Origin of the sequence: Paenibacillus sp. FSL R5-0378 (assembly GCF_038009285.1) — a bacterium.
GTDB classification, from domain to species: Bacteria; Bacillota; Bacilli; order Paenibacillales; family Paenibacillaceae; genus Paenibacillus_AQ; species Paenibacillus_AQ favisporus.
This window is the reverse complement of the sequence record NZ_JBBPAY010000001.1, coordinates 5,893,783-5,908,810: the sequence shown is the minus strand read 5'-3', so window position 1 is coordinate 5,908,810 and position 15,028 is coordinate 5,893,783. Positions and strand designations below refer to the sequence as shown.

Sequence of the window (15,028 nt, the reverse complement as noted above, 5' to 3'; positions counted from 1 at the left end):
GCAGTAGATCTTGACTATCGGAATCATTTCCTGTAGTATATATTAAGTTTCTAATTAAATTGTCTGACACGCAATGATCGAAGAAGTAGTGGGTCTTCCATTCCTGTTAGCGAGCCGGGGAGGGTGCAAGCCTGGCGGAAGGAATCCATGAACCGGCACTTCGGGAGTGTGAAATGAAATCGGAAAAGTGGGTTGTTCTTAGCTAAAGCGAGGGGCAGCCAAGTAGGGTGGAACCGCGGGATCAGCTCTCGTCCCTATGTCTGTACAACAGGCATAGGGCGGGAGCTTTTTGTTGTACAGAAATGTGATCATTTTTGACGGGTATCCGTCCATTCCCCCCAATTTTCAATGAAGGAGAGTCGTATATGAACTTTCAGCAGATGATTCTGACGCTGCAGCAGTTCTGGGCCAATCAGAATTGCATTATCGTGAATCCCTATGATACGGAAAAAGGGGCCGGCACGATGAACCCGATGACGTTTTTGCGTTCTCTCGGACCGGAACCCTGGAAGGTAGCGTATGTAGAACCTTCCCGCCGGCCATCGGACGGCCGTTACGGGGAGAACCCGAACCGGCTCTATCAGCATCACCAGTTCCAGGTGATCATCAAGCCGAGCCCGGACAACATTCAGGAGCTGTATCTCGACAGCCTGAAGGCGCTCGGAGTGGATGCGCTCGACCACGATATCCGCTTTGTCGAGGACAACTGGGAGAACCCTTCGCTAGGATGCGCGGGTCTCGGCTGGGAAGTATGGCTGGACGGTATGGAAATCACCCAGTTCACATACTTCCAGCAGGTGGGCGGTATCGAAACGAACCCGGTCGCCGTGGAAATTACCTACGGGATGGAGCGCCTGGCTTCCTACATTCAGGAGAAGGAGAACGTATTTGACCTGGAGTGGGTTGACGGCATTTCTTACGGTGATGTGTTCCATCAAGCGGAAGTGGAGCATTCCACGTATACGTTTGAAGTGTCCGACGTGAAAATGCTGTTTACGCTGTTCAACATGTACGAGCAGGAAGCAGGCAAGGCGATGGAGCGGAATCTCGTATTTCCGGCATACGACTACGTCCTGAAATGCTCGCACACGTTCAACCTTCTCGACGCAAGGGGAGCCATCAGCGTTACGGAGCGTACCGGCTATATTACGCGGGTGCGCAATCTGGCCCGCCAGGTGGCGGCAACCTACATGGAGGAGCGCGAGAAGCTCGGCTTCCCGCTGCTGAAGAAAGGAGGCGACCTGAATGTCTAAGGACCTGTTGTTTGAAATCGGCCTGGAGGAAGTGCCGGCACGGTTTTTACGTGCAGCGATGGAGCAATTGGAAGAACGCATGGTGAAATGGCTGGAGCAGTCCCGGATCGCCTACGGCGAAGTTCACTCCTACGCAACCCCCCGCCGCTTGGCCGTGCTTGTTAAATCGGTAGCGGAGAAGCAGGAGGACGTGCAGGAGGAAGTGAAGGGCCCGTCCCGCAAAATCGCCCTCGACGAGAACGGCAACTGGAGCAAAGCCGCGCTTGGCTTCGCCCGCGGACAAGGCGTAGATCCCGAGCAGTTTACGTTCAAAGAGCTGAACGGCGTGGAATACATTTACGTCACGAAGAGCAGCAACGGTGTTGAAACTTCTGCGCTGCTGTCTGAGGCACTGCTCGGCATTCTCCCTTCGATGACATTCCCTAAGCATATGCGCTGGGGCAGCTATGAATATAAATTTATCCGTCCGATCCGCTGGATTACAGCCCTGTTCGGCACAGACGTCATTGATTTGGAAGTGACCGGCGTGAAGTCGGGCAACGTGACCCGCGGCCACCGTTTCCTCGGAACGGAAGCCGTCGTGCCGGAAGCCGGCGCTTATCAGGAAGTATTGCGCGGCCAGCACGTCATCGTAGACGTGAAGGAACGCGAAGGCATGATTCTGGAGCAGATCGAGTCGCTTGCTGCAGAGAAAAACTGGACCATTGCGGTCAAGGACGATCTGCTGGAAGAAGTGCTGTTTCTGGTGGAAACCCCGACGGTGCTTTTCGGAACATTCGATCCGGCTTTCCTGAACATTCCACAGGAAGTACTGATCACTTCCATGCGGGAGCATCAGCGTTACTTCCCTGTTCTGGATGGCCAGGGGCAGCTGCTGCCGTTCTTCGTAACGGTGCGCAACGGCGACAAGCGGTCGCTTGACGTGATCGCCAAAGGGAACGAAAAGGTGCTTCGCGCCCGCCTGTCGGACGCCAAGTTCTTCTATGAGGAAGACCAGAAGTTGGAGATCAAGGACGCGCTCTCCAAACTGGAAAGCATCGTCTTCCACGAGGAAATCGGCACGGTTGGCGATAAGGTCCGCCGGATCCGCCGTATCGCCGACCAGATCGGAGAAGCGCTGCAAATTTCCGGCACGGACAGTGAATCGGTAAGCCGCGCTGCGGACATCTGCAAGTTCGACCTCGTTACGCAAATGGTGTATGAATTCCCTGAACTGCAAGGGGTCATGGGCGAAGACTATGCCCGCAAAGCCGGCGAACGGGAAGACGTCGCGAAGGCGGTATTCGAGCATTACCAGCCGCGTTCGGCATCGGACGACGTTCCATCAAGCCTGGTGGGTTCCATCGTCAGCATTGCGGATAAAATCGACACGATCGTCGGCTGCTTCTCGATCGGTATCATCCCGACCGGCTCCCAGGACCCTTATGCACTGAGACGTCAGTCCCAGGGCATCGTGCAGATTTTGCTGGCTAAGCAGATGCCGCTCACGCTGTCCCAGCTGTTCGGCATCGCGCTCGGCGTGCATGCAGAGCTTCGCAGCTTGGACCGCCAGCCGGACGACATCCGCAAGGATCTGGCCGAGTTCTTCAGCCTTCGCGTGAAGAAACTGCTCTCCGAGACGCTCCGCTACGACGTGGTGGACGCGGTCATTTCCGCCGGCTTCGACGATGTCATCTCCGTTGTATCCCGCGGGGAAGCGCTGATGCAGGCGGTTAACAGCGGAGACGACTTCAAGACGACGGTTGAATCCTTCAACCGGGTCAGCAATCTGGCAGCCAAAGCGGAAAAGGCAGAAGTTCAGGAGCCACTCTTCGTGGAAGAGGCCGAGTCTAATCTGTTCCGCGCATGGCAGTCCATCACCGCCGATTACCATGCAGCGCTGTCGGAGCGGGATGGCGCCAAAGCCCTTGCGCTTCTTGCAGACATTAAGGAAGCCGTTACGAAGTTTTTCGATTCCGTCATGGTCATGGCCGAGGATGAGCGGGTCCGGGCTAACCGTCTGGGTCTATTGGCATCGATCGACCGCGATTTGAAGCAGTTTGCCGATTTTAACAAGCTGGTGTGGTAAACCTGTAAAGGTTTCGGGTAAAAGAATACGGAAGCGGGACGAAACAAATCGGTCCCGTTTTCGTATCTTTTTCATGTATATAGATTGAACTGAAGTTTTTCATTCAGCTTCCTGTTTTATTTTTCTTTAGTTCATTCTATGCACCCAAAAGTTTCCTGCAGCACTGTCAGAAGTTGTAATGTCCGTCCCGGAAGGATTTTTATAGGACAGGCTCGTATATAATAGTACGGAATACCAAGAATGACAGGTGGGCTCGAATCGGCTATGGATGACAGACAAATCGTTGTGGACGGCGATGCCTGTCCGGTGAAACAGGAGATTGCCGCAGCGGCTAAGGCTTTGGGCGTTCCTGTGCTGATGGTCTCTTCGTTCGATCACTTGATCCAGGCCGGGGAGGGTGTGCGGACCGTTCAGGTGGACCGGAGCGATCAGAGCGCCGACCTATACATCGCCAATCATATCCGCCGGGGGGACGTTGTGATTACCCAGGACTACGGACTGGCCGCCTTGGCCTTGTCGAAACATTGCTATGTGCTCTCCTTTCGGGGCATGCAGTTTCATAACGAGGACATCGAGTTTATGCTCGACCGCAGGCACCATCAGGCCAAAGCGCGTAGGAACGGCAAGCATTCCAAAGGTCCGAAACCGATCACGGCGGAGGATAAAAGAATTTTTCAACAGAAACTGACAAAACTTTTGCAGGATTTGCAGGAGAACGTATAACGATAGCGAATTATATTTTACGTGCAAAAAGAGATGAAGGTGGTTATGATGAGTGCCGGACATGGAAGCATTCCGGAGAAGGTCATCGACGCGGTGCTGGAGCAGCATGATATCGTCGATACGGTAAGCAGGTACGTTCATCTGACCAAGCAGGGGAAATACATGAAAGGCCTCTGCCCGTTTCATTCGGAGAAAACACCGTCTTTCACGGTCACGCCTGAGCGGCAAATCTTTTACTGCTACGGCTGCGGCAAGGGTGGAAATGCCATCAAATTCAGGATGGAAATCGAAGGATTATCTTTTCCCGAAGCCGTTAAAGTCATGGCGGAAGAGAGCCACATCGCGGTACCGGAAGGGCTGGGGGGACCGGCGCATCAGCCGAATCCCGAGAGAGACCGCCTGCTTCAGGCCTACGAATGGACAGCGAAGTTTTATCACTATTTACTGAAAAATACGGAGCATGGCAAGGCAGCCATGGATTATTTGCGGCAGCGGGGCTTCACTGACAAGATGATCGATTTGTTCCAGATCGGGTACGCTCCGGATACGTGGAATACGCTGGTCCAGTTTCTGTCCAGGCGCTCCTTTGATCTCGAAGAGGCGGAGAAGGGCGGATTGCTGACCAAGCGCAGTGACGGCGGGGATTACTTGGACCGTTTCCGGGACCGGATCATGTTTCCGATCCATGACCGCAGCGGCAAGGTGATCGCTTTCGCCGGCAGGATTCTCGGCGAAGGGCAGCCGAAGTATTTGAATTCGCCTGAGAGCAAGCTCTTTAACAAAAGCCGGACGCTGTACAACCTGCATCAGGCCAGACCGTCCATTCGCAAATCGCGGCAGATCGTTCTTTTTGAAGGATACGGGGACGTGATCTCGGCATGGGAGGCAGGGGTTCAGAACGGCGTAGCCACGATGGGGACGTCCTTAACGGAGAATCACGCCTCTCTGATGAAGACGATGGCGGACGAAGTGCTGGTGTGTTACGACGGAGACCGGGCCGGACAAGCTGCGGCAATGAAGGTGATTCCGCTGCTTGAAAACGTGGGGCTGAACATCAGGATCGCGGTGCTCAGCGATGGGCTGGATCCTGACGAATTCATCCGTAAATACGGGGCGGAACGGTTCATGCGGCAGATTATCGAGGGCGCCGTTTCAACTACAAAATTTAAGCTTATATATCTGAAAAAAAACCATATACTCCTAGAAGAAGATGGAAAAATCGCCTACACGAAGGAAGTCCTGCCCATCATCGCGGTGCTGCCTTCTTCCACCGAACGGGAAGTATATTTAAGGGAATTATCTTCAGAATTGCAGCTTTCCTTTGACAGCTTGAAGCAGGATTGCAACGAGATCCGCCAGTCGATGCAAAAAAACATGCCGGATGGGGATAATAACGACAAAAGGTGGAATAATGGTAGGCATAAAAAAGGGCATGTTCCCGCCCCGACATTACTGCCGGCTTATCATACCGGAGAACGTCGCCTTTTAGCCATGATGCTGCAGGATGCCGAGGCCGCCCGCTACGTGGAAGAACGGCTTGGGGACGCGTTTAACATTGATGATCATGCAGCGATTGCTGCTTATCTATATGCCTATTATGCACAGGGCAAATCACCGGATATCAGCCGGTTTATGTCGTCGCTCCACGACGATCGCCTCGAGAAAACCGTCAGCTCCATCTCCATGATGGATATGCCGCGGGAGTGGAGCGTGCAAGAGCTGGATGATTGCATTCGGGAGGTACAAAAGGTCCCGCAACAACGGAAAATAGAGCAGAAGAAAGAAGAAATGATATCTGCCGAACGGTCCGGAGACTTTTTGCGTGCTGCACAAATTGCAAGTGAGATTATAGCCCTAGAGAGACAGTAATCGTTGGCTTCGATGGTTTCTAGGGAGGAGGGAGTCGAAATATGGCGAATGATCAGCATACTGAACTAGAGACAGAATTTACGCTTGATCAGGTAAAGGATCAGCTGATTGAGCAGGGTAAAAAGAGATCGTCACTGAATTACAAAGATATTATGGAAAAACTATCGCCGTTCGACCAAGACCCTGAACAGATGGATGAGTTCTATGAGCATCTGGGCGATTTGGGTATTGAAGTGGTCAATGAGAATGACGAGGAAGTCAGCAATTTGCGTCAAGGCGACGACCATGAAGGTAGCGACAACGACGACTTTAATTTTGACGATGACCTGTCTTTGCCGCCAGGCATTAAGATCAACGATCCCGTACGGATGTATCTCAAGGAAATCGGCCGGGTGCCTCTCTTGTCCGCTGACGATGAGGTGGAACTGGCTAAGCGGATTATGAACGGGGACGAGGAAGCGAAGCGCCGGCTGGCTGAAGCGAACCTGCGTCTCGTTGTCAGTATCGCCAAACGCTACGTCGGCCGCGGCATGCTCTTCCTTGATTTGATTCAGGAAGGCAACATGGGCCTGATCAAGGCCGTTGAGAAATTTGACCATAACAAAGGGTTCAAATTCAGTACGTATGCCACTTGGTGGATTCGCCAGGCCATTACGCGCGCGATCGCGGACCAAGCGAGAACGATCCGGATTCCGGTTCATATGGTGGAAACGATCAACAAGCTGATTCGGGTATCCCGTCAGCTGCTGCAGGAATTGGGGCGCGAACCAACGCCGGAAGAAATCGCGGCCGAGATGGAACTCAGTGTGGAGAAGGTCCGGGAAATCATGAAGATTGCCCAAGAGCCGGTGTCGCTTGAGACGCCGATCGGGGAAGAGGATGATTCCCACCTGGGGGATTTTATCGAGGATCAGGAGGCGCTTGCTCCTGCGGATGCGGCGGCCTACGAGCTGCTGAAGGAACAGCTGGAAGACGTGCTCGATACGCTGACTGAACGTGAGGAGAATGTGCTCCGGCTTCGTTTCGGTCTGGATGACGGCCGGACCCGGACGCTTGAGGAAGTGGGCAAAGTGTTTGGCGTTACCCGTGAACGGATTCGCCAAATCGAAGCCAAAGCGCTCCGGAAGCTTCGCCATCCAAGCCGCAGCAAACGGCTTAAGGATTTTCTCGAATAGCGAAACCAACTTGGACCTTCTGCGGCGTGCCGCCAGCAAGGTCCTTTTTTTAGATATAAGATTGGATATAAGCTTTGGAGGTTGGGCTTTCTTATATCGCAGCGAGCAGGCTATGTATTTCTTAGGCTTCGGCCGGACAGCCTGCTTGTAAGTTCTGTTTTCTTTTAGAATTATTTCCTTAATTTGTTTTTATTTTAGCGCTTTTAACGAGCCAATGCAAATGATCTGGACATTTATCCAAAGATTGGAAGTGTATATTGCAGGGGGCCGCTTCCGCTTCTGCCGCTGCCGATTTGCAGAAAGGACCTGCCGTTTGGTAGGGTAAAGGAAGGGATAAAAATAACTGATGGTGACGGTGGACATATGAAATTATCAAGAAGATTACAGCTTATTATGGAGCAAATTCCCGATGGAAGCCGCCTCGCGGATATTGGCTCGGACCACGCGCTTCTTCCGGTAGCAGCCGTTGAGGCGGGGAGAGCTATAAAAGCCGTGGCGGGAGAAGTCAACCAAGGCCCGCTACAGGCGGCGGCCAAGCAGGTGGCCGAAGCTGGACGGGGTGAGTACATTTCGGTGCGGCTCGGAGACGGTCTGGCGGTCATTTCGCCGGGGGAAGTGGATGTGATTACGATCGCCGGCATGGGCGGAAGCCTGATCGCGAGCATTTTAAACGAGGGGCAGGACAAACTGTCCGGGGTGAAGCGGCTCATCCTGCAGCCGAACGTCGGCGAAGATTTGCTGCGCCGGTGGCTGCTCGATCATGCCTGGGTGCTGGTGTCCGAGATGATTATCGAGGAAGACGGCAAAATATATGAGATTTTGACAGCTGTACCGGAGCATTCATCACCCCTACGGTCGAATGAGGAGTTGTACCGGGAGCGCTCATGGAAAGCCGGGGAAGCCAGCGGGGACGTAATCCTTTCGAGGGAGCTGTTGATCCGCATGGGTCCTTGGCTGCTGGAGCAGCCAAATGAAGTGTTTGTGGCCAAATGGCAGGGCGAACTGGTGAAGATGGAAGGCATCCTGAAGTCCGTGTCGTCCTCCAAGCTACCTTCTGCTGCAGCCAAGGCCAGAGAACTGACCGAGGAAATGAAACAAATCAGGGAGGTGCTTGCATGTTTGCAAAAGGACAAACGGTAATTCAATATATGGAGCAGCTGGCCCCCAAGCACTTGGCGGTGCCGGACGACCGGATCGGGCTGCAGCTGGGCAGCCTGCAGAAGGAGATCCGGAGCGTGCTGGTGGCGCTGGATGTCAATGACGAGGTGGTCGAGGAGGCTATTGCGATGGGCGCGGATTTGATCGTAGCGCATCACGCCATCATTTTCCGTCCGCTCAAACAGCTTCAGACCGACAACCCGATGGGAAAAATGTATGAGAAGCTGATCAAGCATGACATCGCCGTCTATATCAGCCACACCAATCTCGATATTGCCGAGGGAGGCATGAACGACTGGATGGCTGAAGTGCTTGGCATTGCGGACGGCGTACCGCTGGATGAGGTGCATGCCGAGAAGCTGTACAAGCTGGTCGTGTTTGTTCCGGCTGCCCATGCCGACAAGGTCCGGACCGCCATGCTGGACGCAGGAGCCGGTGCTATCGGTAATTACAGCCACTGCAGCTTTAACGTGCAGGGCACGGGCACCTTTTTGCCACAGGAAGGAACGGAACCTTATATCGGCAAGCCAGGGAAGCTGGAGCAGGTGGAAGAGGTTCGGATCGAGACCATCGTCCCTCAAGGGATCCGAAACAAGATCGTTCAGGCAATGATCAAGGCGCATCCTTATGAAGAGGTGGCTTACGATCTGTATCCGGTTGACTTGAAAGGGCGCAGTTACGGGCTTGGCCGGGTAGGGAAGCTTCGGGAACCGGTGACGCTGGCCGAATTCGTCGACGTGGTCAAGGAAAAGCTGGATGTGCCGCATGTCCGGGTCGTTGGCGACTTGAACCGTATGATCGGCAAGGCCGCCGTTCTTGGCGGATCTGGCAGCCGCTACGTGAATTCCGCGATATTCCGCGGGGCTGACGTGCTCGTGACCGGAGACATCGATTATCACACCGCGCAGGATGCGCTAATGGCCGGGATTGCCCTGATCGATCCGGGGCACAATGCCGAGAAAATCATGAAGGCCAAAACAGCCGAATGGCTGCAGGCCAAGCTGTCGGACAGCCGCTATGATACGAAAGTCGCCGCGTCCCAAATCAACACCGAGCCGTTCCGCTTTATGTAAAAACGGTAATTTCCGTTAAATTAATAGGCATTTGCCATTGTGTCCGGCGGCAATTCCTAGTATAATATTTTTTGTTGTCCGGAAAGTTTGACAGACAATCGCTGGCGGCGCGTAAGGCGCCGCGAGAGGAAAGTCCGGGCTCCGTAGGGCAGGGTGCTGGATAACGTCCAGTCAGCGCGAGTTGAAGGATAGTGCCACAGAAATGGACCGCCGATGGCTGCTGCTTGCAGCAGCACAGGCAAGGATGGAACCGAGGTGTAAGAGACCCCGAGGAGCGTTGGTGACTTCGTTCCTGGTAAACCCCACCTGGAGCAAGACCTAATGGAACGCAGCTTCTTCGAGAAGCAGCCTTTGCCCGAGGCGCGTTCGGGTTGGTCGCTGGAGCCAATCAGTAATGGTTGGCCTAGATAGATGATTGTCGCTTATCCGTGGGAGGGTAGTTCCCGAATGCACCACGACGAGCACAGAACCCGGCTTACGTAAAACTTTCCTAACTGCCAACAGTTCTTATTAGGATGACGTAATCAAGGCGGTATCCCGTAATTTTACGGGATACCGCCTTTTTGCTGTCCGGTCACCGGGCCAAGCCTGTTTTAGACGGATACCTTTCAGCTAAGGACAGACGTACAATCCCGATTAGGATCTCCATAATAGACTATATTAAATTTATGAAGGGAGATGCTTATCGAATGAGCCACTGCTTTAATTGTCCTCCTGCAGATCCGGTTTATACCGATCCGACTGTGGTTTATCAAGATTATTACTATCCGCAGGTCGTTCCGATTGTCCACACGGTTGAAATTGTAAAAAGACATCACTGTGTCCCCGTCCCTAAACACTGCTATAACTATGTCGTTCGCGAAGAAAACATTGTAGGTACCGTTTCCGCTTACAGAGGTCCGAAACGCGCAGCCCGCAAGTCGAGAGCCAAACGTACACGGTAACTTCTGCTTTAAAAAAGGCAACCCGCTCCTGAAAGGGGCGGATTGCCTTTTTTTGCCGGAATTTATTTGGTTTTCATGCTCTCACTGCCCATGATCGAATTCATCTGGTTCTGTACATGCTGAGGCCACAGCTGAAGCGGAGAATTGCCGCCACCTGCTGCCTGCAGCGCTCTATAGATATCAATTTGACCGTTGCCGTAATATTTGTCATGTCCTTTCGGCCCAAGATCAATGGTGCTTTGGCACATAATGTCCATCACTTGTTTATTGGTCAAGTCCGGGTTCCGCGAGCGGATCAGCGCGGCCATGGCAGCGACATGCGGACTGGCCATCGACGTACCGGACAGGGCGGCGTACTGGTTACCCGGATAGGTGCTGGCAATGCTCGTCCCAGGCGCGGCTACGTCGATATAATCCCCGTAATTGGAATAGGAGGCTTTCTTCATGTTCGCATCGGTCGCAGCAACGGCGAGTACTTCGGGATAGGCCGCAGGGAAGCCCGGCCGCTCGGTGTTGTCGTTCCCTGCCGCGGAAACGAGCACGACGTCCTTGTCGTAGGCGTATCTCACCGCATCGTGCAGGAACTGGGAATCGGCGTAGTTGCCCAAGCTCAGATTAATGACTTTGGCTCCATGATCCGCCGCCCAGATGATGCCTTCCGACACCGAATAAGTCGTGCCCGATCCGGATTTATCGAGCGCCTTCACCGGCAATATTTTGTTATACCAGCTGATACCGGCCACGCCTTCATTATTGTTGACGACGGCCCCGATGATGCCGGCCACATGCGTGCCGTGACCTACATCGTCCAGCGGGTCGCTGCCGGGATCCACGACGTTGTAGCCGGACAGCAGCTGGCCTTGAAGATCCGGATGGTTAATGTCTGCACCGGTGTCCACGATACCGACAATAACATCGTTGCTTCCTTTGGATAAATCCCAGCCCTGGTTCGTTTCGATCGCTGGGAGGTTCCACTGGTACTTCGCAAACAGCAGGTCATTCGGCACGTTCGGAAGGCTGCCTGTTTCCGGCACGGTATCGTTGGTTAAATATAAATAATGCGGCTCTACATAATGCGGATTCCAGTGGTTTAAGAAATATACTTTCAACTGGCTGTAATCCATCGTACTGGAACGGAAGACGTAAGCATATCCGAGTTTTCGGGCGGATTCCGCTTTGACGTCACCTTTGATCCGGTTCATCTCGTCCGGAGACGGGTCCTGGCGGAAGCGGACGACGATTTCGTTCTCGTAGAAGTGGCTTGCGTTTTCGTTATCATGTCCCGTCTTGACGGTCAAATCGCGCAGCGTGTCGGCGTGAACCGATTCGACTTTAAATTTGCCCTCTCTCGGGTAGGGGATCAGCCGCAGGTTTTTCTTCTGATGATTTTCCACGTCGAGCAGTATTTTTTGATTCATTAAGGCGATGACGCTCTGATTGCTTTTGGCCGACGGTTCTGCGATGACGAAATACTGCTTGCCCGCCATTTTGAAGGAGGGGGACTGGTACGTCTGGTGATTCTTTACCTGCTGCTTGGCTATACTTAAATAATGATCCAGCCTTTTCCTGTCCTGGGAGGTCCAAGAGTCTTCTTTTTTGGCAAATTTAAGCGGTTGATTCAGCTTAGGATCCTGCCACACCAGCATGGAAATATGGTCATGAGTTTTCTGCAAATTTCGTACATAATCGGTAATCTGCTTTGGCTTTGCGCTGTCCAGATTGTTCAGCATCGCCGTCAGATGCTGTCTCGCATCCAGCCGGGTCAAATGGTCGGTTGAAGCGATATCCTGCGCCATCATGCTCTTCTTTAAACGATGCTCCTGATGCGGAGCCGGGACCGGAGGGGATTCGGCGGCCTGCTGCCGGCTGTCCGAGCGCGGGAGCAGCAAAAATAACGCGAGCGCGCCGCAAACGGTTGCCGTTCCGATGCCCACCCATTTTCCTTTCGACATAAAAAGTACCTCCTTGAGAATGATAAGTACCTTTAGCGTGAGAAATGGGAAGCTATTTTATACCCCGGCGGCCGACTCAGGCAAAAACCTGCTCAATTCGTCCAAATCGTGACCAGAAAGGGATACCGTTCCAGTTTGTTTTATGTTAGGATAGTACATGAAAATTGATCCTTGCTTCAAACGATGGTGATGAAATTTCGGATCCTCTCCAGGACCGAAAGGAACAAATTAAGGGGGAGCTAATTAGCTATGTCAGCAGGTAATGTTCAAAAATTGTGTGAGACCACGAAAGAGAAGCTGAAATCCGCGATCGAGAAACTGGAACAATTCCTCAATGAGAATTCGATTCCGCAGCTTGCGCCAGACAATAATGAGGAAACGCTGCAATTTTACAAAGGATTTTTGTCTGACCTGCGGCATCTTCTGGTTTTCTCCGAAGTATCAGCCGAGAAACTGGGAATTGCGTTGCGCCGTGCCAATTTTGACACTGATTTTGCTGAAAAAGCTCTCTATAATGTGTATCATCATTGCGTTAACAACTTCTTTTATCCGAAAAGCGAAAGCTATTCCGAAGATGGGCGTTATGCATACACGGGACAGGACGCTATCCGTTTCCGGGTAAAACCGGTTCGGCCGGTAAGAGACATCATTCTCGATATCACCAAAGTATATGAAGAGCTTCGGGACGATCTGACTTATTACGAAAGCGATTATTTAACGGAGCGCCGGATGCACAACCAGCGTTCGCACGCTTAAACCTTATACGATTACACCAAAGATGCCTGATGATGGCATCTTTTTTTATTTTCCTCATGACGACCATCAACTGACAAGATGCAGCAGGGATACGCCGATATGGAGCAGGGGACAATGAAGCTTGAGGTGATAAATAATGAAGGATCCAAGAACCTACGTAAAATGCAGCGTCAGCAACTGCAGCTACTGGGGTGAAGAGAACGTCTGCAAAGCCGAGCAAATCCTGATCGAAATCGACAAGCACGCCTCCGCCAAGTACAGCGAGGAGTACGGCAGCGAGCTTGGAGAGCACAAAGACCGGGCTGTAAATTCTTCGGCTACCTGCTGTCTGACCTTCAAGCCCAAAACTTCTTAATTCAAGCGCCCGACTCCATTTATGCACTTATCCATCTGTCGTGAGGAGGCTTCTAATCATGGATGAATTCAACAAACGTGAACAGGAACACAAGACGGACAGCCCATTCGCAGGACAAGGAATCACTCCCGTTTCAACGAATAACGTTTCCCGCACGAATCACCGAGAAGAATATGCAGCTGAAGCGGGTACTACTCCCTCTGCAACCCGGGATAACGAGTTCCGGCAGGCGATCGCCACACGGATCCGTACCGATTACCCGCGCAGGGACGCCCATAAAGAGGAGTATGCCTCAGAGGTAACATCCCCTGAAGTCACAAGCCGTGAGGCCGGATATTCGGTCCGGGACGACCGGAAGGCGGATGCCGCTGTGAAGAGAACGGATTTGTACAAAAAAGATCGCGAGGAGTACGCGGCAGAAGTAGCTCCGGCACCATCGGTCCGCAGGGACGAGGTCCGTACCTCGGATGATGCCGAAAACCGGAACGCCGTTCAAAACTATGGACGTACAGCCGGTTATGTCGGTGTAGGCTTCGGCGTCCTGTCCTTGTTTATGTGGTCCATTATCCTGGGCCCGCTGGCTGCGGTCATTGGCTTTTATGCGTACAGCCAAGGCAGCAAGGTATGGGGCGGATGGGCGATGGGACTCGGCATTTTGGCGACGATCAGCTACTTTGTGCTGGTTCCATTCGCACGGTAAATCAAACGGGCATAAAGCGTCTTTGGCCGCTGATGAAGCGGCTGAGGGCGCTTTTTTCATGTCAGCGTTTTTTGGAAGAGGTCTGGCGCAAGACGGCGGAATCATGGTAAAATAAATCCAATCCGCATGGACGAGATTATGAAGGAAAATGAGGTTTGAGATGATGCAAATCGATCCGGCTGCAGCGCAGCAGTTGTTGGCAATGCAGGACAACAGCCGTATTCAAAATAGAGACGAGCTTCTCCAGGACATTATCGAGAATGGCAGCACCTCTGATTTTGGTGTTATTCTGAACCAGCTGCTGGATGACTCCAGCGCGGCAGCTGCAGAAATCGATGCTTCCGTACAACCGACGGTGCCCGGCGTATCGTGGAGTGACGGTCTGCTGTGGCAGCAGCTGGGAGAGGCGAATACCTCGCCGGTGGAACATGTTGACGAAGTGTCCAAGCCGGCTCATTCCGATTCCGGCTCCGGCAAATCGACCGCTTACAACGACTTGATTGAACAGGCAAGCCGCAAGTACGGTGTGTCCGAATCGCTAATCAAGGCCGTCATCGAGACGGAGTCCACCTTTAATCCGAATGTCGTATCTTCTGCGGGGGCCAAAGGCCTGATGCAGCTGATGGACGGCACGGCGCAAGGACTCGGGGTCAGCGATCCGTTCGACCCGGCGCAGAACATCGATGCCGGCACGAAATACCTTTCGTATCAGCTGAGCCGCTTCGGTGGGCAGGAAAATATGGCGCTGGCGGCATACAATGCGGGGCCTAACCGGGTGCTCAAACTCGGAGTATCGACCGATGCCGAATTGATGCAGCAATTGGACCGGCTTCCTGCAGAAACAAGGAACTATATCCGTAAAATTGCGGATGCCAGGGCAAAATATGAAGGTTAATACCAATCGCATAGCGTTTTAAGTTACGGGATCAAACTCGGGAGAACGGGAAGCGGCTCGATATGAAGCGCTTCTTCCGATGTTTGATCTCTTTATATTGCTTCGGG

General features: G+C 52.9%; 12 protein-coding genes and 1 other RNA gene. 12 read left to right on the top strand and 1 reads right to left on the bottom strand.

What is annotated here, in order from left to right:
* Nucleotides 1-365: 365 nt before the first annotated feature.
* The 8 genes from glyQ to rnpB all read left to right on the top strand — a co-directional run bounded on the left by glyQ (nt 366) and on the right by rnpB (nt 9,812).
* The gene (gene glyQ, locus MKY74_RS27460) at nt 366-1,253 is read left to right on the top strand and encodes a glycine--tRNA ligase subunit alpha (protein ID WP_076169812.1); all 888 of its coding nucleotides are present in this window, start codon (nt 366-368) and stop codon (nt 1,251-1,253) included.
* Complete coding sequence (glyS, locus tag MKY74_RS27455) at nt 1,246-3,321, top strand: glycine--tRNA ligase subunit beta (protein WP_076169813.1); 2,076 nt, start codon at nt 1,246-1,248, stop codon at nt 3,319-3,321. The genes glyQ and glyS overlap by 8 nt, the downstream gene beginning before the upstream one ends.
* 264 nt (nt 3,322-3,585) lie before the next feature.
* On the top strand, nt 3,586-4,044 hold the full coding sequence (locus MKY74_RS27450) for a YaiI/YqxD family protein (protein WP_076169814.1): 459 nt from the start codon (nt 3,586-3,588) through the stop codon (nt 4,042-4,044).
* 48 nt (nt 4,045-4,092) lie between these two features.
* On the top strand, nt 4,093-5,913 hold the full coding sequence (gene dnaG / locus MKY74_RS27445) for a DNA primase (RefSeq protein WP_076170145.1): 1,821 nt from the start codon (nt 4,093-4,095) through the stop codon (nt 5,911-5,913).
* Between the two features lie 41 nt (nt 5,914-5,954).
* Complete coding sequence (rpoD, locus tag MKY74_RS27440) at nt 5,955-7,088, top strand: RNA polymerase sigma factor RpoD (protein WP_076169815.1); 1,134 nt, start codon at nt 5,955-5,957, stop codon at nt 7,086-7,088.
* Between the two features lie 363 nt (nt 7,089-7,451).
* Nucleotides 7,452-8,228 carry a tRNA (adenine(22)-N(1))-methyltransferase gene (locus MKY74_RS27435; protein ID WP_076169816.1) on the top strand — a complete coding sequence of 259 codons (777 nt, stop codon included), beginning with the start codon at nt 7,452-7,454 and terminating at the stop codon, nt 8,226-8,228.
* Nucleotides 8,204-9,319, top strand: a complete 1,116-nt coding sequence (locus MKY74_RS27430) for a Nif3-like dinuclear metal center hexameric protein (protein WP_076169817.1) — start codon at nt 8,204-8,206, stop codon at nt 9,317-9,319. The genes MKY74_RS27435 and MKY74_RS27430 overlap by 25 nt, the downstream gene beginning before the upstream one ends.
* An 82-nt stretch (nt 9,320-9,401) precedes the next feature.
* Nucleotides 9,402-9,812: RNase P RNA component class A (rnpB, locus tag MKY74_RS27425), an RNA gene on the top strand.
* A 513-nt stretch (nt 9,813-10,325) separates the two neighbouring features.
* On the opposite strand, the gene MKY74_RS27420 is transcribed toward rnpB, so the two are convergent.
* On the bottom strand, nt 10,326-12,215 hold the full coding sequence (locus MKY74_RS27420) for a S8 family peptidase (protein ID WP_076169819.1): 1,890 nt from the start codon (nt 12,213-12,215) through the stop codon (nt 10,326-10,328).
* 249 nt (nt 12,216-12,464) lie between these two features.
* Between MKY74_RS27420 and MKY74_RS27415 the strand changes: the two genes are divergently transcribed.
* The 4 genes from MKY74_RS27415 to MKY74_RS27400 all read left to right on the top strand — a co-directional run bounded on the left by MKY74_RS27415 (nt 12,465) and on the right by MKY74_RS27400 (nt 14,921).
* Nucleotides 12,465-12,971 (top strand): YpuI family protein, encoded by a 507-nt coding sequence (locus MKY74_RS27415; RefSeq protein WP_076169820.1) that lies wholly within the window; start codon nt 12,465-12,467, stop codon nt 12,969-12,971.
* A 136-nt stretch (nt 12,972-13,107) separates the two neighbouring features.
* Entirely contained in the window at nt 13,108-13,326 is a 219-nt protein-coding gene (locus MKY74_RS27410; protein ID WP_076169821.1) for a DUF1540 domain-containing protein, read from the top strand.
* Nucleotides 13,327-13,384: 58 nt separating this feature from the next.
* Nucleotides 13,385-14,026 carry a hypothetical protein gene (locus MKY74_RS27405; RefSeq protein WP_318672617.1) on the top strand — a complete coding sequence of 214 codons (642 nt, stop codon included), beginning with the start codon at nt 13,385-13,387 and terminating at the stop codon, nt 14,024-14,026.
* A 163-nt stretch (nt 14,027-14,189) separates the two neighbouring features.
* Nucleotides 14,190-14,921, top strand: a complete 732-nt coding sequence (locus MKY74_RS27400) for a lytic transglycosylase domain-containing protein (RefSeq protein ID WP_076170147.1) — start codon at nt 14,190-14,192, stop codon at nt 14,919-14,921.
* The last annotated feature ends 107 nt before the right edge of the window (nt 14,922-15,028 follow it).

Excerpts from the sequence above, each read along its gene's own strand:
- glyQ (WP_076169812.1), top strand. The coding sequence starts at position 366 with ATGAACTTTCAGCAGATGATTCTGACGCTGCAGCAGTTCTGGGCCAAT.
- glyS (WP_076169813.1), top strand. The coding sequence starts at position 1,246 with ATGTCTAAGGACCTGTTGTTTGAAATCGGCCTGGAGGAAGTGCCGGCA.
- MKY74_RS27450 (WP_076169814.1), top strand. The coding sequence starts at position 3,586 with ATGGATGACAGACAAATCGTTGTGGACGGCGATGCCTGTCCGGTGAAA.
- dnaG (WP_076170145.1), top strand. The coding sequence starts at position 4,093 with ATGAGTGCCGGACATGGAAGCATTCCGGAGAAGGTCATCGACGCGGTG.
- rpoD (WP_076169815.1), top strand. The coding sequence starts at position 5,955 with ATGGCGAATGATCAGCATACTGAACTAGAGACAGAATTTACGCTTGAT.
- MKY74_RS27435 (WP_076169816.1), top strand. The coding sequence starts at position 7,452 with ATGAAATTATCAAGAAGATTACAGCTTATTATGGAGCAAATTCCCGAT.
- MKY74_RS27430 (WP_076169817.1), top strand. The coding sequence starts at position 8,204 with ATGTTTGCAAAAGGACAAACGGTAATTCAATATATGGAGCAGCTGGCC.
- MKY74_RS27420 (WP_076169819.1), bottom strand. The coding sequence starts at position 12,215 with ATGTCGAAAGGAAAATGGGTGGGCATCGGAACGGCAACCGTTTGCGGC.
- MKY74_RS27415 (WP_076169820.1), top strand. The coding sequence starts at position 12,465 with ATGTCAGCAGGTAATGTTCAAAAATTGTGTGAGACCACGAAAGAGAAG.
- MKY74_RS27410 (WP_076169821.1), top strand. The coding sequence starts at position 13,108 with ATGAAGGATCCAAGAACCTACGTAAAATGCAGCGTCAGCAACTGCAGC.
- MKY74_RS27405 (WP_318672617.1), top strand. The coding sequence starts at position 13,385 with ATGGATGAATTCAACAAACGTGAACAGGAACACAAGACGGACAGCCCA.
- MKY74_RS27400 (WP_076170147.1), top strand. The coding sequence starts at position 14,190 with ATGCAAATCGATCCGGCTGCAGCGCAGCAGTTGTTGGCAATGCAGGAC.